The following is a 21,847-nucleotide window of genomic DNA, read 5'->3' as shown; positions in this document are numbered from 1 at the left end:
AACAGGAGTTCCGTTGTTTAATCATCTTTCATAACAGGAATTACTATTCTGAAGATAGTACAACTACTATTTGCGGAAGGGAGTCGTATGTTTCAGATCAGGGGGTCAAATGTTTAAAACACTCCCGGTTTCCGGGGCGGAACACTGGCAGCCCCCGGTATTGATAAATAAGCTGCGCCGGCGTTTTGCGCGTTACGTGGAAAACAATCTACAGCCTTTCTGAATCAGCCCGCTTCCTGCATTTTTCCCGGAACCCGCTACTGCTTTGAGTTTTATCGGATATGATATGAAGGGTACCGTTTTTGTAAAGCTTACAGGTGTAAACAGGCACACCTATTACGATTTACAAACCCAAAACAATACACAATGAAGAAGCTAATAATTCTATCAGCAACATTCTTAGCCATGTGGATGACACAGTCATGTGGTAACAACGCAAAGAATCCGCAATCGGAAACCCCGGTAGACAGTGCCAAGGATGTGAATGAAACAGTTAAGCCCGTAGATGAAAAATCATCTGAGTTCGCAGTAGAAGCTGCCAATGGAGGGATGATGGAAGTGGAAATGGGTAAGCTGGCGCAGGAAAAAGCACAGAACGCAAGAGTAAAGGCTTTTGCTACCATGATGGTGAATGATCACTCCAAGGCCAATGATGAACTGAAGGCATTAGCCAGTAATAAAGGGATCACGCTGCCGGCAGAATTATCTACAGAAACAAAAAAACACATCGATGACCTGGGCAAGAAAACAGGTAAAGATTTCGATAAAGAGTATATCAGCATGATGGTGGACGACCACGACAAAGATGTCAGCAAATTCGAGAAAGCATCAGACAATGTAACGGATCAGGACCTGAAAACCTGGGCCGCGAAAACATTGCCAACGTTAAAGGCGCACCAGGATTCCGCGAAAGCGATTAAAGACGCTTTGAAAAAATAATTATCAGTGAATCCAGAGAATAGCAAACAAAAGCTTCAAGGGCCAGCTCCTTGAAGCTTTTTAATGCGGCAGTTTTGATTTTAGTGCGCCATATATCCAGGTGCCTGCAATAGCGCTCAGCAAAGTAATACCCACCACTGTAAAGCCCATGCCTACCTGGGCAAACAACGGACCCGGACAAGCACCCGTAATGGCCCATCCGGTACCAAAGATCAATCCTCCGAAGACCTGTCCTTTATTAAATGTTTTGGGTGCTACATAGATGGGCTCACCCTGTATGGTTTTGATCTTAAACCGTTTGATCAGCTGCAGGGAGATGATCCCTGTAATTACCGCGGTGCCAATTACACCGTACATGTGAAATGAAGTAAGCTGAAACATTTCCTGGATCCTGAACCAGCTGATCACCTCCGCTTTTACCAGCACTATTCCAAAGAAAATTCCCGCTACCAGGTACTTGATGTTTTTCATATCAGTTCAGCCATTTAAAAAGGTAAGGAATAAGCAGGTTGGCACTAAAGAAGCCACCCGCCATAAAACAGCAGGTAGCCACTAATGATGGCCACTGCAAATTGGATAAGCCCATAATAGAATGACCCGATGTACAACCGCCTGCATAGCGGGTACCAAAGCCTACCAGTAAGCCGCCCAGAACAAAGAACACCAGTCCCTTCCAGGTGAAGAGATTGGACCAGCTGAATATTTCCGGGGGCAGCAGCGCTGAATAATCATGTACGCCGTAACCGGCCAGCCGGGCCTGTGTAGCCGCAGCCACCTGGATATCGTTACCGTTCTGCAGGTAATTACCTGCAATAAAGCCACCCAGCGCAATACCAGCAACAAAGAAAAGGTTCCAGGACTCTTTTCTCCAGTCGTACTTAAAGAAAGAAATATCCGCCGGGAAACATGCCGCACAGATATGCCGCAGCGACGAAGAAATGCCAAAGGCCTTATTTCCCAGTATCAGCAATACCGGTACTGTAAGACCAATCAGCAGCCCCGACACCGACCAGTGCCAGGGCTGCTGAATAAATTTCAAAATTTGCATGGGAAAGGGATTTAGTATTTATAAAAGATCGTTATACTCCGGGTGTCTTTTCATATAGGCGTTAATGTAAGGACAGTAGGGCTTTACTTTCAGGTGGTTTTCCCTCGCATATTCCAGTACATATTTAGCCAGCTGGCCTGCAATACCGCGTCCCTCCAGTTCAGGAGGCACTTCCGTGTGCATAAAGGCAATGCCGCCGTGGAACAGGGTATAGGCCACCAATGCAGTATGGCCTTCCACTTCAATTTCAAATTGCTTTTTGCTGGTGTTGTTGGTAATGGTTAGTTCCATATGATGATCAGGATTTGTCTGAGAAATTGATTTTTGTGCCTTTTATTCTATGCCGCCCTGTTGCGTTGTATCTGTATTCTGTATTCATGAAAAAGCTGAGCGCCCCGGAAGGACATTGTTTAACCTGGGATATGATCTGTTCAGTAGTGGCTGCCTCCACGTTGATCCAGGGCTTCTGGCCGGGATTGAATACTGCCGGCAGCCCATGGAAACACTTCTCCGAATGGATACATACACCCGGTTTCCATACAATGGTCACCTCTCCGTTTGTATAATGTTTGATGATATCTTTCATGTTAAACGGCTTTTGTGTTCATAATAACAGGATTGCTCAGCACTTTGTGAACAGGGCAGGAGCGGGCTATCTGTTCCAGCCTGGCTATCTGTTCTTCACTGAGGTTTCCGGTAAAATGAAGATCGATATCAATAACGGTGGTCAGCGGGTCCGGTTTGGCGGCCCTATTGAACCGCAGTTCAATTTCGATATTTTCCACGGGCCACTTTTTCCTGTCGGCATACATCTTAACGGTGATCGCTGTGCAGGAGCCCAGGCTGCTGAGCAATAATTCCCCCGGTTGGGGGCCTGTGTCATTGCCACCGGCTTCTATCGGCTCATCGGCCAGCCAGCGGTGATCCCTCGTATCTATTGATACCTGGTAAGGGCGGCCGGATAAACTTACTCTAACTTCCTGGTCCATATATTTTTTTACTGAAAATTATCTTTTATCCATTCTGCTGCCAATGTAACATCTTGTTGTACCAGGTTATGACCGGCAGGAATTTCAACAGCGCTTACCTTAAATCCATTGCTGCTTAAAAGCGCTGCATATGCTGCTGTAGCTGCTGGATCAACAGTGCCGTCCTGCTTGCCGGAGCTCATAAATACGGGCGCCTGCCGCTGTGTTTCGAAGCTATCCTCAATGCCGCTTAACGGCTGCATAGGACGGAATAATACGGCGCCTGCCAGTAATTCGGGGTATAAAATAAGTACGGCGCCTGCAATATTGGCCCCGTTGGAGTACCCAACAGCCACCAGTTTATTGATATCAAAGCCCTCTGTAACAGCTAATTTCTCCAGGAAATGTACCATTTCATGCGTTCTGAAATGTACGTCTTCTTCATCGAATACGCCCATGCCTAAACGACGGAAGAAGCGGGGCATCCCATGTTCCTGTACGTTGCCCCTGAGGCTTAATACGTTAAATCCTTTTCCAAGCGACTTTGCCAATGGCAGGAGATCCCTTTCATTCCCGCCCGTGCCATGCAACAGCAGCAACGTATAGGCGGCAGGGTTACCAACCGCCTCATATACGTACTGCATAGGTTTAAAATCCATATCAGTCCAGTTTAATCAGTTTTTTCACAATCTCTTCCCGCTGTGGCTCATACTGTGGCGGTAGCATCAGGTGTGTGCCCAGTTCTGCTGCCGGCTCGTCTATAGTGAATCCGGGCACATCAGTAGCCAGTTCAAATAAAACACCACCCGGTTCCCTGAAGTAAACAGACCTGAAATATTTGCGATCCAGCTGCGGTGTAACATTCAGGCCCCGGTCTTCCAGCAGCTGCCGGTAATGCTGTTGCATGTCATCATCTTTCATACGGAACGCGATGTGATGCACACTACCGCCTGCTACATGCCCGCGGGGCTCTCCCTTGGCTTCCACCAGGTCGATGTAGTTGGCCGTATCACCAGCCGGGCTAACAAAGCGGTAACGGTTGGTATGATGCTTTGCCAGTTTATATCCAAACACAGATACCAGCAGGTCGGCAGTAGGTTGCACATCTTCCAGGGTAAGCGTAACATGATGGAATCCCCGTGTGGCATGCTCTTCTCCCACTTCGGCAGTGGTCCACGGCATACGCTGATCCGGCTTTTCCGGTACTGTCAGTTCCACTTTCAACCCGTCGGGATCTATAAATGTGAGGTAGATATCTCCGAACTTGGCAGAAGGCTTATTATAGATGATATTCTCTTTTTCAAATCTTTTTAACCAGAAGTCGATACTGCCTTCCGGGATGCTGTAGCCTACTTCGGTAGCCATATGAGTGCCCCTGCGCCCGGCCGTAATATCTTCCCATGGGAAGAAAGTGAGGATGGTGCCGGGTGTGCCGGTTTCATCTCCATAATAAAAATGATAAGTGTGGGGATCATCGAAGTTCACCGTTTTCTTTACAAAACGTAATCCCATTACACGGGTATAAAAATCAAAGTTCTTTTTCGCATTGCCCGAAATGGCCGTGATATGATGCAGGCCTGTTATTTCATTCATAATTCCGTTTTTTAGGTACGCTGTTAGTCTTTGGTTGCACAAAGACTAACAGCGCGTATGCTTACTGCTGCTTAATCAATTGCACTTCCCCGTAAATTTTCACTTCGTCGCCTACCATTACGCCACCGGCTTCGGTAGCGGCATTCCAGGTAAGGCCGAAGTCTTTACGGTTAATTTTTCCATTGATGGTAAACCCGGCCCTCGTATTGCCCCAGGGGTCTTTTACCACACCGCCGAACTCAACTGCCAGCTTAATATTTTTGGTGATGCCACGGATGGTCAGATCTCCGTACAGCTCATAGGAACCATCGTTGTCAACACTCTCATACTTCGTGGTTTCAAAAATGATCTCCTTATAAGTGTTTACATCAAAGAAGTCCGGGGAGCGGAGATGTTTATCCCTGTCGGCGCTGCCTGTTGAAATGGAATCTATATCCACCGCTACTCTCACTTTGGCCGTCATAAAATCTTCTTCCTCTGTTTCTGCGTTTACGGTAAAGTTGTTGAACTTACCATTGATATTGGTGATCATCAGGTGACGGATTTTAAATCCCAGCTCACTGTGACTGGCGTCTGCTACCCATTGTTGTTTTGCCATAAGTAAATGTAGTTTTTAATGAATCAATGAATTTGTAAATGCCGCGTAAACCGCTGCAGAACTATATTTTAACAAGACCAATAACTTATTGTTCAATCTTTTTCTATCACAAATATCGGGTGATAACGGTTGGGTTCAAATGGATCAAATACACTTAATGATGTACTTTTTGTGTATGCACTTAAAGGTAAGGAATATATCGGTAAGCCATTTATTATCAAATGATGTATAATTTTTTTCAAATACTTCAAACATTATGCATGAAAGATTGTTTTGAGGTGTCGAGGCAGAATCCGGTCCTTCCTGAAGTAAAGAAAACCGTATGAGATATTACCCGCTTCCAATTCTGTTACTGCCTGTATTGTGTGCACAGGGGCAGCAAAACGGACAACAGCTGACTTTAAAGGAATGTTACCGCCTTGCAAGGCAGGGCAACACACTGGTGCAGCAGGCCCAGCGATCCCTGAAGGCCAGGGAGTATAACCTCCAGGCCGAGAACAGGTCGTACTACCCTAAGCTGGATCTGCTGGCAGGTTATAACTATCTCGGCAAACCATTGGAAATAAACCTGCAACAGGTAAAAGACGGTGTGGTCAATGGTTCTTCCACGCAAAGCGTTAACACAGCCAATACCGTTTACCAGCAGATCACAGGGCAGCCGCTTCCGCAGAATGTGCAGGACGTGATCTATAATACCACCAAGGGGATCATCAATACCTTTTATCCTGATTACAATCCCGCCCTTGCCAGGCAATCCTATTTTACGGCAGCCTTGGCGCTGCGGCAACCTATTTACCTGGGCGGAAAAATTACGGCGGCACAACAACTGGCAAAAACACAGGTCACTGCAGGGCAGTTCAACCAGGAGGTGGTGGAAAAAGGATTGTTCTTTGCCATCAGTGCGCAGTATCTGAGGATCCTCTACCTGAATACCATTCTTGCCCATGAAGCGGTGATCGTAGCGTCTTTCAGGAAGAACCGCGACTATGCCGCTTCTTTAAAAGACAACCAGATCCTGCCGCCTTACCTGCTTAACTGGGCCAGGGTGTCTTACGTGCAGGCCACCAACCGGTACAGCAACCTGGAACTGGAAAAGGAGAATGCGCTGCTGGAGCTGAACGAACTGCTGGGGCAACCTATAGAAACACTTATTGAGATCAATGATACACTGGAATATGAATTAAAACCGGTAACTGAAACCGGGCAGTTGGAATTGCTTCGTAATAATCCCACCTACCGACTGGTGGAAAATAAAACAGACCTCGCCAATGTGGCCGTGAAGGCTTCCAGGTCGCTGGCATTGCCAAATGTATTTGCTATCGGCAATTTGAACCTGTATCAGAAAGACCTGCCGGTAACCATACCGCCGTGGCTCATCGGGGTGGAAATGCAATGGAACCTGTTTGATGGATTCCAGAAATACAAACGCACCAAAGCCAGTAAGATGCTGGTGGAAGAAGCACAGATGGCGGCGCTTAACACCAAAACCTCGCTGGAGCTGCAACTGAAGGTGGCCATGAATAAAATGAAAGCATTGCAGAACGATGTGGCCTCGCTGGACAGCGCCCGGCAACAGGCCCATCTTACCACTACACTGGTAACAGACCGTATGCAAAACCAGTTGTCGTCTGTAAAAGACGTCAACGATGCGCTGCTGCAGGAGGAGGAAATGCATAAGATTTACTATACCGCTGTAATGGGCTACTACCTTGCATTGGCGCAATACTGTAATGTAATAGGTACACCGGAACAATTTGCAGAATACGTTGACAGATAAACAGATTTTTTCATGAGAGCAGTATTAAAAAATTACTGGGCGCTGCTGATCCCATTGCTATCCTGCTGATTGCGCTGATCTTCTTTATAAAGAAGCCCGCCGCAGCAGACCGGTCAATGATAGGCATGGTAGACGCCGACTATGTAGATGTGGCGGCGGAATTCCCCGGCCGGCTGGACAGTCTCCTGGTGAAGCAGGGCGATACCATCCGCAAGGGGCAGTTACTCGGCGTGCTCCGGTCTACAGAAATCAATGCCATCCGCAACCAGGCGCAGGCAGCCATAGATGCTGCCAAAGGGCAGCTTACGCTGCTGCAGAAAGGGGCGAGGCCGGAAGCCATCAAAGCCGCCGATAATCTCTATAACATTACCCAGCAACAGTATGAGCTGATGCAGAAAACCTACCAGCGCATGCAGAACCTCTTTAACGATGATGTGATTTCAGGACAGGAAAAGGACCTGGTATACTTTAAACTGCAGGCCGCCAAAAAAGAAATGGAAACAGCCAAGCTGAATATGGATATGCTGCAACAGGGCAGCCGCCCGGAGCTCATCACCACCGCTGCAGCTATTGTACGGCAGGCCGAACAGGGATATGAGCTTACCAAAGCATTATCCGATAACACCTATATTCATGCTCCTGCAGACGGTATTATTACTTCTATGGTAATAGAAGAAGGAGAGATAGTAGCTATCGGCTATCCGCTGATGACCATCCAGAAACCCGCCACGTATCATATTACCTATAACGTGCGGCAGGATGATATGCAGCGTTTCCCGCTGGGTGCCCGGGTACAGGTGCGGGTACCGGGATGCGACCCCGAAAATTTTGAAGCCGTAGTGCACAAGGTTGCCCCCTCGCTTACCTTCGCCAACTGGGTGCCGGTAAAGGAGCAGGGCAAATTTGAACTGCGCACTTTTACAGTAGACCTGACACCTGTAAACCAGGCGGCAATCAAAGGGCTGCGCCCCGGTATGACCGCCTCCATGAATCTGCCATGATGCGCTCCATTTTCCATATCATGACCCGGGAATGGAAGCGCATACTTACCCTCCCGGAACATTACATTGTATTGCTGGTACTGCCGCCGCTGGTATGCCTGCTATATGGTTATATCTATAACAACCAGTTTGCCCGCGATTTGCCGGTGGCGATCTGGGATGAGTCGCGCTCACCGTTATCACGCCAGTTCACTTTTATGCTGGAACAAACGGAGAGCATTCATATCACGCAGCAGGTGGACAATGAAATCACTTTACAAAAGATGATGGAGCAGGGCATTGTTCAGGGCGCCATCCACTTCCCGGCAAAAATGGACGAGCATATTAAAAGCCGGCAGCCGGTGTACATCACCGTGTATACCAATACAGCGGCGGTAGTAACCGCCAAACTGATCTATAAGGATGCCGCAAAAGTACTGATCACCGTAGGTTCCGGGGTGACACTGCAGAAGTTTGTAAAAACAGGGATGCCCGCCGGTAAAGCCATGGCGCTGGTACAGCCCATCCGGCTTACTTCATATATGCTGTATAACCCGCAGTACAATTACCAGCAATACCTGGTACCGGGATTAATTGCAGTGGCTTTGCAGATGATGATCATTATGGTAACCGTGCTGGCGCTGAACCTGGAAGAGAAAAGGGGCACCTTTGCGGAACTGCATGCCATGGCAGGTGGCTCTGCCTCCAATGTATTGCTGGGAAAGGGTTTGGCGCATCTCAGCGTTGGATGGCTGCATTATATCCTGGCAACCTGCATTGTATTTCCGCTTTTTGCTCATGGCCGGATAGGCGGCTCATGGCCCTTGTTCCTTCTCTTCACCCTGCTGATCATAGGCTGTATCTGTATAGGGATGATGGTATCTGCCATAGTAAGCGATGTAATGGTGGCCTGCGACCTGGGACTGTTTTACACTTCGCCTGCGTTTGTGTTCAGCGGCTTTACCTTTCCCCGCTGGGCTATGCCGTGGTACGACCAGTACTACGCCTGGCTGATGCCCTTTACGCCCTTCCTGGATGGTTTCTTTAAGGTATACTTTATGGAACTGCCCATGCACTATGCGTATAAGGAGACAGGGCAATTGCTGATTTATATAGCTGTTACCTTTCCTGTTGCACTGTTTTTCCTCCAACGGAAAATGAATAAATACTCTTTACAGCATGCGTGATTTTTTCCGACATATGAACCGGTTGTTCCTGCGGGAAGTGAGGATGATAGCCGCCGATCACAGTTTGTTGCTTACGCTGCTGATAGCACCGCTCCTGTACGCTTTTTTTTATGGCAGTATATATAGTTATAAGGTAGAAGAAAAAGTTTTGCTGGCGGTGGCCGATGATGATAAGAGCGAATTATCCCGCACCTTCCTGCAACAGCTTACCAAAATGCAGATCGTAGAGGTAACTGGCGCTGCAGGTTTACAGGATGCACAGGATAAGATGTATTACGGCCAATGCCAGGGATACCTCTATATTCCCCACGGCGTACAGAAAAAGGTGCCGGCACTGCAGCAGGCCGATATTGTACTGGCAGTGAATGCCGCACGGTTCCTGCCTTCCAGCGAACTGGCCGGCGGTATTACTACGCTGGCGCTTACCGTAGGAGCGGGGGTAAGGCTGAAGTACAATGAAATGCAGGGACTGAATTCTCAGATGGCAATGCGGGAAACCCAGCCGGTGAACCTCGATTACCGCCCGATGTATAATTCACGGTCCAGCTATGGCGCTTTTCTTTTGCCCGGTCTGCTGGCATTGATACTACAGCAAACGCTGCTGATTGGTCTTTCTGAAAGTATGGCGCTCGACAAAGAGCGGGGGAAAGTGCCGGAGCTGCTGAAAACCGGCGGAGGCGGGTTGTCGGCCACCCTATGGGGCAAAGGCCTGTTCTATATGCTATTGTTCTGCTGCTATGCCTTTTTCTTTATGACGGTTAACTACACCACGCTGGACATTCCTTTCCGTGGACGGGTACTGGATGTGGCGGTGGTATTCTTCCTTTTCTTTCTCACCCTGATCCCGCTGGGGATGTGGCTAGGCACTATGTTCCGCAGCCAGCTGATGGCGGCGCAGATGATGGTGTTTTCCACCTATCCCGTATTCCTCATCGCCGGGTATGCGTGGCCGTATGAATCGCTGCCGGTGCCATTGCAGTGGTTATCGTCTATGGTGCCCACCATGCCCTTCCTCAAAGTGTACCAGTCTATCGTGCAAATGGGCGCCACCCTGGGCGACAATATGCCTTCTGTACTGCATTTGGTGGCCCTTTCCGGGTTTTACACGTTGCTGGCATTGCTGGGATTAAGACGTTTGAATAAGCGGCAACAATCCATATCTTTGTAAGCGGATGTATGCAATTGTAGATATTGAAACAACAGGCGGCCATGCCAGTGCCAATGGCATTACGGAGATCGCCGTATTCCTGTACGACGGGAAGGAAGTGACACAGCATTACCAGACCCTGGTAAACCCCGGAATTCCCATTCCTTATTACATTGAATCGCTGACAGGCATCAGCAACAGTATGGTGGCGGATGCGCCACCCTTTGAGGCTATTGCCCCTTTGCTGTACGATTTGCTGAAAGACCGGATCTTCGTGGCGCACAACGTAAATTTCGATTACTCCTTTATAAAGCACCAGCTGGGCAATGCCGGGTTCGACCTGCAAAGTAAGAAACTATGTACGGTACGGCTGGGGCGCAAAATATTCCCGGGCCTCAAATCCTACAGCCTGGGTAATATCTGCCGTCATTTTGGTATCCCCGTAAACGGCCGGCACCGGGCCGGCGGCGATGCAGAAGCCACCACCGTGCTTTTCGGGATGCTGCTGGCCAATGATAAGGAGAAAGTGATCGCCTCTATGCTGAAGGCAGGATCGAAAGAACAGTTCCTGCCGCCCAACCTGCCACCAGACCAGGTAAAAGGATTGCCGGCACACCCTGGGGTTTATTATTTCCACGACCACAAAGACAGAGTAGTATATGTAGGCAAAGCAAAGGACCTGAGTAAACGGGTGAACAGCCACTTTACCGGGCATAGCACCAGCCGGCAACGACAGAACTTCCTGCGCACCATTCACCGTATTTCTTACCAGGAAACAGCTACAGAACTGATGGCCTGTATCCTGGAATCTGTGGAGATAAAGCGCCTGTGGCCTGTTTTCAACTACGCCCAGAAACGGGTGGAGTTCAGGTACGGCTTCTATCTTTTCGAGGACCAGCAAGGCTACCTTCGCCTGGCCATAGAAAAGAAACGGAAATATTCGCATCCTGTGCACAGCTTTAACCTCCTGATAGACGGCCACCGCCTGCTGCGCTCCCTGATAAAGGAATTCCGGCTATGCCCTAAGCTCTGCTTCCTGCAGAAAGGAGATGGCACCTGCGCAGGCATCACGGCCGGTACCTGTAACGGCGCCTGCCGCAAGGCTGAATCTCCGGAAAGCTATAATGAGCGCATGAAAGCCGCCATCGCATTTCTGCAGGAACAGCAACCTTCCGTAATCATCGTAGACAAAGGGCGCAACAGCAGCGAGAAAAGCTGTATCCTGATGGAGAAGGGCCGCTTTTATGGTATGGGCTACATCCCCGCCAATGTTAGCACCACCGAGGTAGAACATGTCCGGGAATACCTCACCCCATACGCCGAAAACGAAGTGATCATCGGCCTGCTCCGGCCATATGCGAGCCGCGCAACAGTTGTCTGACGCGGAGGTTGTCTTGGAACACTGATTACGCTGATTTTGATGATCTCATTGAATTTTTTTATAGAATAATAAAGAGGCTGTATCATAAATAACTTTTACCCGATTTTACTCGGGTACCGGGTGGAGAAAATTTTCGTATATGCGATTCTCACACCCATTAAGTTAGTTATGATACAGCCTCTTTTATTAAAATCAAGTTCTAAAAATATCAATGAAATCATCAAAATCAGCGTAATCAGTGTTCCAAGACAAATTCCGCGAAAAAGTTTACACAATCGCAATAAGTGAACCGTTTCCTGATTACTTTTGCATCGCATCAAGCATATTTCATCTTTAATTATTAATCTTTTTTTATTCATGTTAGAGTCAAGTTTCAAATTGCCAGGTCAAACTGCCTTTTACAAAGGAAAAGTACGTGATGTTTACACCATTGAAGACAGGCTGATGGTAATGGTTGTAAGCGATCGCATCTCGGCATTTGATGTGGTGCTGCCTCGTCCCATTCCATTCAAGGGACAGGTATTGAACAAAGTGGCCGCCATTATGCTGGAAGCCACTAAAGACATCGTTCCTAACTGGGTAAAATCTTCTCCGCTCCCCAACGTGACCATAGGGCTGAAGTGCGAAACCTTCCCGGTGGAAATGGTGGTACGCGGTAACCTCACCGGGCATGCCTGGAGGACCTACAAATCCGGCCAGCGTGTACTTTGCGGTGTTACCATGCCGGAAGGGCTGAAAGAAAACGATTTCTTCCCGGCGCCTATCATCACTCCAACCACGAAGGCGCATGAAGGCCATGACGAAGACATTTCCCGTGAAGAGATCATTGCACGGGGGCTGGTGAGCAAGGAAGACTATGAGCAACTTGAAAAGTATACCCTTGCCTTATTTGAAAGAGGCAGGGAACTGGCCGCCAAACGCGGACTGATCCTGGTAGATACCAAATACGAATTCGGTAAGATCGGCGACACCATCTACGTGATCGATGAAATCCATACCCCTGATTCATCCCGTTATTTTTATGCGGAAGGATATGAAGAGAACCAGAAGAACGGCGTTCAGCAGAAACAGCTGAGCAAGGAGTTTGTACGCGAATGGCTGATGGCAAACGGCTTCCAGGGTAAAGAAGGCCAGCAGGTACCGGAAATGACAGACGAATTTGTTAACAGCGTAAGCGAGCGGTACATTGAACTATTTGAAAATATCACCGGTCAGAAATTTGTGAAAGAAGAAGTAGCGGCTGCGGATGCAGAGTCCAGAATTATAGCTGCACTGAAAAATTTATAATCACCCGGATCGCTCCGGTGCAATGCCGGAGCGGTTTTTACCCCTTATGTGCACGATGAAATTACAATTGATCTCCGCAGCAGTTTGTTTATTAGGCATCAGCGCCTGCAACAATGCCTCCAAATCCCCCAAAGAATTAAGCAGCCAGGAAGTACTGGAGCTGGCCGGAAAATCGCCGGGAATGAACGCCGGCAGAGGCACCTTCTCTGTAATCACCCCCGCCGGCTGGACCAAGACAGATACCGTGATGAGCCGGATAGAATATACTTTTATGATGGCGCCTCCCGGCGGCGACAGCAGCTTCAGGGCGAATGTGAATATTGTTACACAGGAACTGAAACAGGGGGTTACACTGGACAAGGTGATGGAAACCACCCAAAAAGAGATGGAGAATTTCTTCGTGGATTACAGGAAGATCGACAACGGGGAACGTTCCGTTGCCGGTGTGAAAGCCAAATGGATGAAATGCCAGTATGCCCACCGGGAAACCGGCACCCCGCTTAACGGGGAGGTAACCATCCTGGTAAAAAACAATATTGCCTACGCCATTACACTTACTACCCTTGCCAACGACCTGGTAAAGTATGAACCAGCGCTGGAAGAGATCCTCGGCTCTTTTACAACGAAGTAAGAAATATAAATTTCCAGGGAGAAGACCCATGCAGAGCGATTCTTTGCACGGGTCTTCCCGTTTACAGCTATATGCGCTGAATGCCTTATTTTTGCTGGCAAAACCAATGAGCGTTGAAACACCTTGCCGCACTTAATAAATACTTTCTTACCAATAAATGGCTGCTGATCCTTGGACTGTTGTTTACCGCCATCTCCATTGTATTCAGTGTGTTCCAGCCTATCATGGTACGCCAGATCTTTGACCTGCTGGCGCATAATATAGACGAATACCGGTTGTTGGACAACACCGCGTTGAAAGTGGCTTTCCGTGGCGATTTCACGCATGTACTGGCCTTTTACGGCGTAAGTATCCTGCTGTTTGCATTGCTGAGCGGGTTCTTTCTGTTCCTGCAGCGGCAAACCCTCATTGTAATGAGCCGTCATATTGAGTATGACCTGAAGAATGAGATTTACCAGCATTATCAGAAACTGGATCTTAACTTTTTTAAGATGCACCGCACCGGTGACCTCATGAGCCGGATCACGGAAGATGTATCACGGGTACGCATGTACGTAGGACCCGCTATTATGTATGCTTCCCGGACCCTGTTCCTGATCGTCATCATTGTATACCTGATGCTGCAGGTAAACCCGTTGCTAACGCTGTATACCTTGTCGCCACTGCCTTTCCTGGCCCTGACCATCTATTATGTGAACAGGATCATTCACCGTAAAAGCGAAAGGATACAGGCGCAGTTATCCAACATCACTTCTATTGCACAGGAATCTTACTCCGGTATCCGGGTAATAAAATCATACATCCAGGAAGATGCAAGTGCAAAGCATTTTGAAGAAGCCAGCGAAGCGTATAAGAACAGTTCTATCAGTCTTGCTAAAACAGATGCACTATTCCAGCCCACCATGGCGCTGATGATAGGTTTAAGCGTGATCCTCACCATTTTCATCGGCGGGATCCAGGTGATTGAAGGAAACATTACCGTGGGCAACCTGGCGGAATTTGTGATCTATGTGAACATGCTGATGTTCCCGTTCTTTTCCATAGGGATGGTAGCTTCCATGGTCCAGCGTGCGGCGGCCTCACAGCAACGGATAAACGAATTCCTGCAGATCGAGCCAACCATTAAAGATGCACCCGGCGCAAAAGCGATGAAACTGGAAGGGGAGGTGCGGCTGGAAAATGTAACGTTTACTTATCCGCATACAGGGATCACTGCCATTAGTAATTTTAACCTGCATATCCGGCCCGGGCAAAAAGTGGCTGTTATTGGCCGCACCGGCTCCGGCAAAAGTACACTGGCGCAACTGCTGATACGGATGTACGATCCCCAGGACGGGAAAGTGATGGTCGACGGCCAGGATATCCGGGGGCTGCAACTTGGCAACCTGCGGGGACAAATCAGTTATGTGCCGCAGGATGTGTTCCTGTTCTCCGACAGCATTGCCAATAATATCCGCTTTGGCAACCCCAGCGCCACTATCCAGGAAGTGCAAACTGCCGCCAGGCAGGCTTCCGTGGAAAAGGACATACTGGGCTTCAATGAAGGTTTTGAAACGGCCATCGGGGAAAGGGGCGTAACCCTCAGCGGGGGGCAGAAACAGCGTATTTCCATTGCCAGGGCGCTGATCAAGGACCCCAATATTCTCCTTTTCGACGACTGTTTATCAGCCGTGGATGCCCGTACGGAGAAAGAGATCATTGGTAACCTGTATGCCTATCTGAAAAACAAAACGGCTATTATTATCACCCACCGGATCTTTGCCTTGTTTGAGTTCGATAGCATAATTGTACTGGATGAGGGAAAAATCGTAGAGCAGGGAACACATAATGAATTATTATCATTGAATGGTTATTATGCGGAGCTGTATGCGCGTCAGCAATCAGGTGATGAGGAAACTGCAAGTGAGTAGCAGTCATTTGCTTGTATATGCCCTGCCGCAGCCTGTTACAGGCGGGTTTTATGATTTTTCAAAATCATTTAAAAATATTTTGATATTTGTAAAACAATAGTATATTTGTCTCTTATTGTAACAGGATTTGATTCGTTAACACTTAAATCTATCAACTGTGGCGTACGAAAACAACAATCAACAGGAAAGAAACAATGATAGCATCTTTTCTAAACGATTGAAAGCGGGCAAAAGAAGAACGTACTTCTTTGATGTAAAGACCACTCGGGGAAACGACTATTTTCTTACTATAACTGAAAGTAAGAAGCGTTTTAATGACAACGGTTATGACAGGCACAAAGTATTCCTGTACAAGGAAGACTTCAACAAGTTCCTGAATGCACTAACCGAAACCATCAACTATGTTAAAACTGAGTTGATGCCCGATTTCGACTTTGATGCCTACAACCACGATTATGTGCAGGAAGAACAGGACGAAACAGAAGCAGATGGATCTGAAGTTCGTACTTCAGCAATCCCTGTAGAGGTGGAAGTACCTGTTGAGGCGTCAGTAGCCGCCCCGGCTTCACATAGCTCTGATGAGGTAGACAAATGGTAAGATTTTTACTTAAAATAATTGGCAACCCCCGGATTTCTCCGGGGGTTTTTTATTGCGCGGATTTTGTCCTGGAACACTGATTACGCTGATTTTGATGATTACTTTGACTTTTATAGTTGATTTTTTGTTGTTTTAGATGTTGTTTAAAATAGTTAAGGGAGATAAAAAGCGGATTCGCTTTTATCTCCCTTATTTATTATCAAACTTCAAAAAATAAAATCAAAGTAATCATCAAAATCAGCGTAATCAGTGTTCAAGACAAAATCCGCGCCGAAGGCGATCCTACGCTAAACGCATATCCTTCCACGCGTTGATAAGCCCGTTGGTGCTGGCGTCATGGTTTAGGATGATATCGCTGTTTTCCAGTTCAGGCAGTATTTTGCTGGCCAGTTGTTTGCCAAGTTCCACACCCCATTGATCGAAGCTGAAAATATTCCAGATCACACCCTGAACAAAGATCTTGTGTTCATACAAAGCTATCAGTGAGCCCAGGGAGCGTGGAGTAATTTTCTTCACCAGGAAGGAGTTGGTAGGGCGGTTGCCAGGGAAAATTTTTGATGGGAGGATCTTGGCAATTTCTTCTGCAGGTGCACCGGATTTTTCCAGTTCAGCCTTTACTTCTGCTTCCGTTTTTCCATTCATCAGCGCCTCCGTTTGTGCGAAGAAGTTAGACAACAGTTTTACATGATGATCACCGATAGGGTTGTGGCTGATGGCCGGCGCGATAAAGTCGCACGGGATCAGGCGCGTACCCTGGTGAATGAGCTGGTAAAACGCATGCTGACCGTTGGTACCGGGTTCGCCCCAAACGATAGGACCGGTTTCATAACTAACGGGATGGCCTGTACGATCGGCTGACTTACCGTTGCTTTCCATATTACCTTGCTGGAAGTAAGCAGCAAAGCGGTGCATGTACTGGTCGTACGGCAGTATGGCTTCCGTGGCGCTGCCAAAGAAGTTACCGTACCAAAGACCGATCAGCGCCATGATCACCGGTATATTCTGTTCCAGTGGCGTGCCCGCAAAGTGCCTGTCAACCGCATGCGCGCCATCCAGTAATTCAGTGAAGTTTTCAAAACCGATAGTCAGTGCTATCGATAAGCCAATAGCGGACCAGAGGGAATAACGGCCTCCAACCCAGTCCCAGAATTCAAACATGTTCTGCGGGTCGATACCGAAAGCGGTAACTGCTTTTTCGTTGGTAGATAAAGCCGCAAAATGTTTGGCAATGAATTTCTCATCTTCCGCATGTTCCAGGAACCAGCTGCGTGCAGTATGGGCGTTGGTCATGGTTTCCTGTGTGGTAAATGTTTTGGAAGCGATGAGGAACAAGGTTTCATCCGGTGTGATCTTTTTCAGTGTTTCAGCAATGTGGGTGCCATCTACATTGGAAACAAAGTAAGTCTGGATGTTGGGTTTCCAGTATGGTTTCAGGGCTTCTGTTACCATTACCGGGCCAAGGTCGGAACCACCGATGCCGATATTCACGATATAACGTATAGGCTTGCCCGTGTAACCTTTCCATTCACCGGAATGTATCTGACGGCAGATGTGATCCATTTTATTCAGCACTGCTTTTACATCAGGCATTACATCGCGGCCATCCAGTAAAACCGGTTTGTCTGATGTATTGCGCAAAGCGGTATGCAGTACCGCGCGGTTTTCTGTAACGTTTATTTTCTCTGCGCTGAACATGGCCTTTATGGCATCCGTTACACCGCATTCTGTTGCCAGGGCTAATAACAGGCTACGGGTATCTTCCGTAATAATATTCTTGGAATAGTCGAAAAGGATGTCTTCAAATTTAAGCGAGAACTCACTGAAGCGTTCTTTGTTTTCCATAAACAAGGCACGCATATGTACCTTCTTCATTTCTTCAGCGTGTTTCTTTAAAGCGTCCCACGATTTAGTGGTTGTTGGATTGGTAGATGGAAACATAGTCGTGTATATATTAAATGCGCATCAAAAATAATCTTTTAGATTCATGATTTCTGTTTCCTGTATAATTGCCAGGAAATTGTTACGGCAATAACCCCGATAGCGATAATACAGGTATGAATAATGGCGTTTTCATCCATCATTTCTGCAGCCTTTCTTTTCAGCAGGATGCCATAGAATGCCCACACACTAACAAGCGCATAGGTAATATTGTTACGGAGCAGCACCATAGCCATACTCACCAGGGTGCCCAGGCTGATCATGGCAATGGTCCACAGGATCTGTGCATGACGGTTCCCTTCCCAGCCGGTATATACCAGCAATGCTGTAAAGTTGGCAATGGTTGCTATAGAGATCCACCCCAGGTAAATACTGAAAGGAATATGGATAAATATTTTCTCCCGCAGGCTGGCAGAAGCAGTGCTGATGCCGAAGTTAACATGGATAATGGCCAGCGAAATAAGAAGGATCACCATAATGGCCATGCTTACAGGGACAAGATGATAATGCCAGGCAAACAGCCAGCAGGCATTGGCTACACAGGAAATGAGGAACCAGTCTTTCATACGCTGCATCACATAAGCCAGTGTTGCAGGTTCCTTATTTGAAAAGGATAACCATAACTGGTATATAATAAAAGCCAGCAGGGAAATATAAATAACGCCCCATATAGAAAAGGTAATGCCCGCAGGTGCGAACAGGTTGGGGTACTCTTCAGAGATCTGCGCGGTGGTTTTGCCATTGATGGGAAGCTGCACTGCCAGTGCATTTACACCTATCATAATAATAAACCCAATAGTATTGAAAACGGACCGGTTTTTAAAGTGGAGGGTTTCATGGCTCACCATAACAGATGGGTGCTTTTTATAATATTAGTGACATGGTTACCGTGTTACAACACAAAAATTATGCTAAAGTGAACAATCAAAACAAAGTTTGAAAGGCGTTAGTATATATATCCGTTTTTTTCATACATTTGCCAGCTATGACAGCTGAGCAACTTAAAGCTATGAGGGACCGTTTATATGTCCTGGGAGGTTTTCTTTAACGTACCTGACCGATTAGCAAAAATAGAAAACGACAAACAATTAAGCCTGGCGCCCGGTTTCTGGGATGACAACGTCAGAGCTACTTCGATTCTGAAGGAAATAAAGGTAAACAAATACTGGGTAGACCTTTACGATCAGGTAAATGCTGCGATTGATGACAGCGCTGTACTGAACGATTTTTTCAAAGAAGGGGAAGCAACGGAAGAAGAGGTGGAACAGGCCTACAATGCTGCAGTAGCGGCGCTGGACGATCTGGAATTCAAATCCACTCTCAATCAGCCGGAAGATGAAATGCCCGCAGTATTAACCATTAACTCCGGTGCAGGCGGCACGGAAAGCCAGGATTGGGCGGAGATGCTGCTGCGTATGTACCGTATGTATGGCGAGAAGCAGGGTTGGAAAGTATCAGAAATTGATACACAGTATGGCGATGGCGCCGGGATCAAATCCGCTACACTGGAATTTGATGGCGACTTTGCCTATGGCCACCTGAAAGCGGAAAGCGGCGTACACCGGCTCGTCCGTATTTCACCTTTCGATTCCAATGCCCGCAGGCATACCTCTTTTGCCTCCGTATATGTATATCCGTTAGTAGACAATACTATCGAGATCGCTGTAAATCCTGCCGACCTGGAATGGGAATTTTACCGTTCGGGGGGTAAGGGCGGACAGAACGTAAACAAGGTGGAAACAGCCGTACGCCTGAAGCATATTCCTTCCGGTATTATCATCGAATGCCAGCAGGCACGCACACAGGGAGAGAACCGCGAAAAGGCGCTCACCATGCTGAAATCACGCCTGTATGAAGAGGAGATCCGCAAAAGGGAAGAGCTGAAAAATGCAGCCAACGCCAACAAACGCAAAATTGAGTGGGGATCACAGATCCGTTCATACGTATTCCATCCGTATAAGATGATCAAAGACCACCGCACCGATTTTGAAGTAGGTAACGTAGGCCCCGTAATGGACGGCGACCTGAATGGGTTTATAAAGGCATACCTGATGATGCAGAAGGAAGAGGACAATAATTAATAAGTATCGACTAATTATTAATAAGCGCGTAGGCGTTGTATCATGTAATTTTGCTGCGGAAACAATACTCGTAGTCATTTGTTTATTTGATTGTTTGTGGGCCTCCGGGCTTACAAATGATCAAATAAACAATATTAAAATTAGGATACAATGAATACAGGATACTTTGAGTACGCAGCGCCTGCTAATGAGCCTGTGTTATCTTATGCACCCGGTTCTGCTGAGAGGATTGCATTAAAGAAACAGTTAGCCGCCTTCAAAAGCGAAGTAGCAGATATCCCCATGTATATCGGTGGCAAGGAAATCCGCACCGGGAACACCGTTGATCTGCGCCCTCCCCACGAAATCAAACACAAACTTGGTCACTTCCATATGGGCGACGCCTCTCATGTGAAATCCGCCATCGCTGCGGCGCTGGAAGCACGTGAAAAATGGGCCGCTATGGATTGGGAACAACGCGCCGGCATCTTCCTCCGCGCCGCTGAGCTCCTGGCCACCAAATACCGCTATCATATCAACGCCGCTACCATGCTGGGCCAGAGCAAGAATCCCTTCCAGGCCGAAATTGACAGCGCATGCGAACTGATCGACTTCCTCCGCTATAACGTACACTTCCTCAGCGAAATTTACCGCCAGCAACCAGTGAGCGCGCCAGGTATTCACAACAGGGTAGAGTACCGCCCACTGGAAGGTTTTGTGCTCGCTGTTACTCCTTTCAACTTTACCGCTATTGCCGGTAACCTGCCTACTTCCGCTGCCATGTGCGGTAACGTTGTGGTATGGAAACCCGCCAATACACAGGTGTTTGCCGCCCAGGTGATCATGAAGGTGCTGATAGAAGCCGGCCTGCCAGGTGGTGTTATCAACCTCGTATATGCCAACGGTCCTGTTGTAGGCGATGTTTGCTTCGCAGATCCTCACTTCGCAGGTATCCACTTTACCGGCTCTACCGGCGTATTCCAGACCATGTGGAAAACCATCGGCGAAAATATCCATAAGTATAAAACATACCCACGCATTGTAGGTGAAACCGGTGGTAAAGACTTCGTCCTGATCCACAAATCAGCTGATGTCGATATTGCCGTTGCCGCACTGGCACGCGGCGCCTTCGAATACCAGGGCCAGAAATGCTCTGCCGCTTCCCGCGCATATATACCAAACAATCTTGCTGACGATATAAAATCCAAACTGGTTGCTGAACTGAAAACCATGAAAATGGGATCCACAGAAGATTTCAGCAACTTCATCAATGCAGTGATCGACGAACGTTCTTTTGATAAAATTGCGCAGTACATCGACAATGCAAAGAAAGACCCGGCTGTAAAGATCATTGCAGGCGGTAACTACAATAAAACTGAAGGTTACTTTATTGAACCCACCGTGATCGAAACCACCGATCCGAAATATATCACCATGTGCGAGGAAATTTTCGGACCCGTGTTAACGATCCACGTGTATGACGGGGAGAAATTTGAAGAGATCATGCAGGTGGTAGACAGTACTTCCGGGTACGCCTTAACCGGCGCGATAATTGCGCAGGACCGCTATGCAGTGGAATTGGCTACCCGCACACTGGTGAACAGCGCAGGTAACTTCTACATCAACGACAAACCAACCGGCGCAGTAGTAGGACAGCAGCCATTTGGCGGCGCCCGCGCTTCCGGTACCAATGATAAAGCAGGTTCTATGCTGAACCTCTACCGCTGGTTAAGCGCCAGAAGCATCAAGGAAACTTTTGTACCGGCTACGGATTACCGTTATCCGTTCCTGAAAGAGGCTTAGTA

At 47.7% G+C, this 21,847-nt stretch carries 22 protein-coding genes; 12 read left to right on the top strand and 10 right to left on the bottom strand.

The window, feature by feature from the left end:
• Window positions 1-366: 366 nt before the first annotated feature.
• Entirely contained in the window at window positions 367-939 is a 573-nt protein-coding gene (locus tag FN124_RS23075; protein WP_142687133.1) for a DUF4142 domain-containing protein, read from the top strand.
• A 60-nt stretch (window positions 940-999) separates the two neighbouring features.
• On the opposite strand, the gene FN124_RS23070 is transcribed toward FN124_RS23075, so the two are convergent.
• The 8 genes from FN124_RS23070 to FN124_RS23035 all read right to left on the bottom strand — a co-directional run bounded on the left by FN124_RS23070 (window position 1,000) and on the right by FN124_RS23035 (window position 5,146).
• Window positions 1,000-1,410 (bottom strand): DUF6691 family protein, encoded by a 411-nt coding sequence (locus tag FN124_RS23070; protein ID WP_142687132.1) that lies wholly within the window; start codon window positions 1,408-1,410, stop codon window positions 1,000-1,002.
• Between the two features lies 1 nt (window position 1,411).
• Window positions 1,412-1,987 (bottom strand): YeeE/YedE family protein, encoded by a 576-nt coding sequence (locus FN124_RS23065; RefSeq protein ID WP_185937332.1) that lies wholly within the window; start codon window positions 1,985-1,987, stop codon window positions 1,412-1,414.
• Window positions 1,988-2,005: 18 nt separating this feature from the next.
• Entirely contained in the window at window positions 2,006-2,278 is a 273-nt protein-coding gene (locus FN124_RS23060) for a GNAT family N-acetyltransferase (RefSeq protein ID WP_142687131.1), read from the bottom strand.
• Window positions 2,279-2,285: 7 nt separating this feature from the next.
• Complete coding sequence (locus FN124_RS23055; protein ID WP_142687130.1) at window positions 2,286-2,573, bottom strand: (4Fe-4S)-binding protein; 288 nt, start codon at window positions 2,571-2,573, stop codon at window positions 2,286-2,288.
• Window position 2,574: 1 nt separating this feature from the next.
• Window positions 2,575-2,976 carry an OsmC family protein gene (locus FN124_RS23050; RefSeq protein WP_142687129.1) on the bottom strand — a complete coding sequence of 134 codons (402 nt, stop codon included), beginning with the start codon at window positions 2,974-2,976 and terminating at the stop codon, window positions 2,575-2,577.
• An 8-nt stretch (window positions 2,977-2,984) separates the two neighbouring features.
• A complete protein-coding gene (locus tag FN124_RS23045; RefSeq protein ID WP_221887872.1) occupies window positions 2,985-3,614 on the bottom strand; it encodes an alpha/beta hydrolase in 630 nt (209 codons plus the stop codon).
• Window position 3,615: 1 nt separating this feature from the next.
• Complete coding sequence (locus tag FN124_RS23040; protein ID WP_260607566.1) at window positions 3,616-4,548, bottom strand: ring-cleaving dioxygenase; 933 nt, start codon at window positions 4,546-4,548, stop codon at window positions 3,616-3,618.
• Window positions 4,549-4,609: 61 nt separating this feature from the next.
• A complete protein-coding gene (locus tag FN124_RS23035) occupies window positions 4,610-5,146 on the bottom strand; it encodes a YceI family protein (protein ID WP_142687128.1) in 537 nt (178 codons plus the stop codon).
• A gap of 322 nt (window positions 5,147-5,468) precedes the next feature.
• On the opposite strand from FN124_RS23035, the gene FN124_RS23030 reads away from it, so the two are divergent.
• The 9 genes from FN124_RS23030 to FN124_RS22990 all read left to right on the top strand — a co-directional run bounded on the left by FN124_RS23030 (window position 5,469) and on the right by FN124_RS22990 (window position 16,044).
• Complete coding sequence (locus tag FN124_RS23030; RefSeq protein WP_142687127.1) at window positions 5,469-6,923, top strand: TolC family protein; 1,455 nt, start codon at window positions 5,469-5,471, stop codon at window positions 6,921-6,923.
• A gap of 125 nt (window positions 6,924-7,048) precedes the next feature.
• Window positions 7,049-7,924 (top strand): HlyD family secretion protein, encoded by an 876-nt coding sequence (locus FN124_RS23025; RefSeq protein ID WP_221887871.1) that lies wholly within the window; start codon window positions 7,049-7,051, stop codon window positions 7,922-7,924.
• The gene (locus FN124_RS23020) at window positions 7,924-9,090 is read left to right on the top strand and encodes an ABC transporter permease (protein ID WP_185937331.1); all 1,167 of its coding nucleotides are present in this window, start codon (window positions 7,924-7,926) and stop codon (window positions 9,088-9,090) included. Before FN124_RS23025 ends, FN124_RS23020 begins: the two co-directional genes overlap by 1 nt.
• Window positions 9,083-10,258 (top strand): ABC transporter permease, encoded by a 1,176-nt coding sequence (locus tag FN124_RS23015; RefSeq protein ID WP_142687125.1) that lies wholly within the window; start codon window positions 9,083-9,085, stop codon window positions 10,256-10,258. The genes FN124_RS23020 and FN124_RS23015 overlap by 8 nt, the downstream gene beginning before the upstream one ends.
• Before the next feature lie 4 nt (window positions 10,259-10,262).
• Window positions 10,263-11,618, top strand: a complete 1,356-nt coding sequence (locus FN124_RS23010; RefSeq protein ID WP_142687124.1) for an exonuclease domain-containing protein — start codon at window positions 10,263-10,265, stop codon at window positions 11,616-11,618.
• 357 nt (window positions 11,619-11,975) lie between these two features.
• Complete coding sequence (locus FN124_RS23005; RefSeq protein WP_142687123.1) at window positions 11,976-12,905, top strand: phosphoribosylaminoimidazolesuccinocarboxamide synthase; 930 nt, start codon at window positions 11,976-11,978, stop codon at window positions 12,903-12,905.
• A 55-nt stretch (window positions 12,906-12,960) separates the two neighbouring features.
• Window positions 12,961-13,536 carry an LpqN/LpqT family lipoprotein gene (locus tag FN124_RS23000; RefSeq protein WP_185937330.1) on the top strand — a complete coding sequence of 192 codons (576 nt, stop codon included), beginning with the start codon at window positions 12,961-12,963 and terminating at the stop codon, window positions 13,534-13,536.
• A 113-nt stretch (window positions 13,537-13,649) separates the two neighbouring features.
• Window positions 13,650-15,446 (top strand): ABC transporter ATP-binding protein, encoded by a 1,797-nt coding sequence (locus FN124_RS22995; protein WP_142687121.1) that lies wholly within the window; start codon window positions 13,650-13,652, stop codon window positions 15,444-15,446.
• A 157-nt stretch (window positions 15,447-15,603) separates the two neighbouring features.
• Window positions 15,604-16,044, top strand: a complete 441-nt coding sequence (locus FN124_RS22990) for a DUF3276 family protein (RefSeq protein ID WP_142687120.1) — start codon at window positions 15,604-15,606, stop codon at window positions 16,042-16,044.
• 282 nt (window positions 16,045-16,326) lie between these two features.
• Here the strand turns inward: FN124_RS22990 and pgi are convergent, their stop codons facing one another.
• Window positions 16,327-17,982 carry a glucose-6-phosphate isomerase gene (gene pgi / locus FN124_RS22985; RefSeq protein ID WP_142687119.1) on the bottom strand — a complete coding sequence of 552 codons (1,656 nt, stop codon included), beginning with the start codon at window positions 17,980-17,982 and terminating at the stop codon, window positions 16,327-16,329.
• Between the two features lie 44 nt (window positions 17,983-18,026).
• Entirely contained in the window at window positions 18,027-18,830 is an 804-nt protein-coding gene (locus FN124_RS22980) for a TspO/MBR family protein (protein ID WP_142687118.1), read from the bottom strand.
• Window positions 18,831-18,967: 137 nt separating this feature from the next.
• Between FN124_RS22980 and prfB the strand changes: the two genes are divergently transcribed.
• Window positions 18,968-20,063, top strand: a protein-coding gene (gene prfB, locus FN124_RS22975; RefSeq protein WP_142687117.1) for a peptide chain release factor 2 whose coding sequence is annotated in 2 segments (ribosomal slippage) — window positions 18,968-19,027 and window positions 19,029-20,063 — 1,095 coding nt in all. Because the reading frame shifts where the segments join, the coding sequence is not laid out codon by codon here.
• Between the two features lie 150 nt (window positions 20,064-20,213).
• Complete coding sequence (pruA, locus tag FN124_RS22970) at window positions 20,214-21,845, top strand: L-glutamate gamma-semialdehyde dehydrogenase (protein ID WP_142687116.1); 1,632 nt, start codon at window positions 20,214-20,216, stop codon at window positions 21,843-21,845.
• Window positions 21,846-21,847 lie beyond the last annotated feature (2 nt).

It is taken from the genome of Chitinophaga polysaccharea, assembly GCF_902150045.1.
In the GTDB taxonomy this organism is placed as follows: domain Bacteria; phylum Bacteroidota; class Bacteroidia; order Chitinophagales; family Chitinophagaceae; genus Chitinophaga; species Chitinophaga polysaccharea_A.
The sequence above is the reverse complement of the archived record's forward strand: the minus strand, read 5'-3'. Positions and strand labels throughout refer to the sequence as shown.

Coding starts and splice junctions, on each gene's coding strand:
- pgi (WP_142687119.1), bottom strand. CDS start 17,982: ATGTTTCCATCTACCAATCCAACAACCACTAAATCGTGGGACGCTTTA.
- FN124_RS23015 (WP_142687125.1), top strand. CDS start 9,083: ATGCGTGATTTTTTCCGACATATGAACCGGTTGTTCCTGCGGGAAGTG.
- FN124_RS23045 (WP_221887872.1), bottom strand. CDS start 3,614: ATGGATTTTAAACCTATGCAGTACGTATATGAGGCGGTTGGTAACCCT.
- FN124_RS23030 (WP_142687127.1), top strand. CDS start 5,469: ATGAGATATTACCCGCTTCCAATTCTGTTACTGCCTGTATTGTGTGCA.
- FN124_RS23035 (WP_142687128.1), bottom strand. CDS start 5,146: ATGGCAAAACAACAATGGGTAGCAGACGCCAGTCACAGTGAGCTGGGA.
- FN124_RS23055 (WP_142687130.1), bottom strand. CDS start 2,573: ATGAAAGATATCATCAAACATTATACAAACGGAGAGGTGACCATTGTA.
- FN124_RS23010 (WP_142687124.1), top strand. CDS start 10,263: ATGTATGCAATTGTAGATATTGAAACAACAGGCGGCCATGCCAGTGCC.
- FN124_RS23070 (WP_142687132.1), bottom strand. CDS start 1,410: ATGAAAAACATCAAGTACCTGGTAGCGGGAATTTTCTTTGGAATAGTG.
- FN124_RS23000 (WP_185937330.1), top strand. CDS start 12,961: ATGAAATTACAATTGATCTCCGCAGCAGTTTGTTTATTAGGCATCAGC.
- FN124_RS23065 (WP_185937332.1), bottom strand. CDS start 1,987: ATGCAAATTTTGAAATTTATTCAGCAGCCCTGGCACTGGTCGGTGTCG.
- FN124_RS23060 (WP_142687131.1), bottom strand. CDS start 2,278: ATGGAACTAACCATTACCAACAACACCAGCAAAAAGCAATTTGAAATT.
- pruA (WP_142687116.1), top strand. CDS start 20,214: ATGAATACAGGATACTTTGAGTACGCAGCGCCTGCTAATGAGCCTGTG.
- FN124_RS23075 (WP_142687133.1), top strand. CDS start 367: ATGAAGAAGCTAATAATTCTATCAGCAACATTCTTAGCCATGTGGATG.
- FN124_RS23020 (WP_185937331.1), top strand. CDS start 7,924: ATGCGCTCCATTTTCCATATCATGACCCGGGAATGGAAGCGCATACTT.
- FN124_RS23050 (WP_142687129.1), bottom strand. CDS start 2,976: ATGGACCAGGAAGTTAGAGTAAGTTTATCCGGCCGCCCTTACCAGGTA.
- FN124_RS23025 (WP_221887871.1), top strand. CDS start 7,049: ATGGTAGACGCCGACTATGTAGATGTGGCGGCGGAATTCCCCGGCCGG.
- FN124_RS22980 (WP_142687118.1), bottom strand. CDS start 18,830: ATGGTGAGCCATGAAACCCTCCACTTTAAAAACCGGTCCGTTTTCAAT.
- FN124_RS23040 (WP_260607566.1), bottom strand. CDS start 4,548: ATGAATGAAATAACAGGCCTGCATCATATCACGGCCATTTCGGGCAAT.
- FN124_RS23005 (WP_142687123.1), top strand. CDS start 11,976: ATGTTAGAGTCAAGTTTCAAATTGCCAGGTCAAACTGCCTTTTACAAA.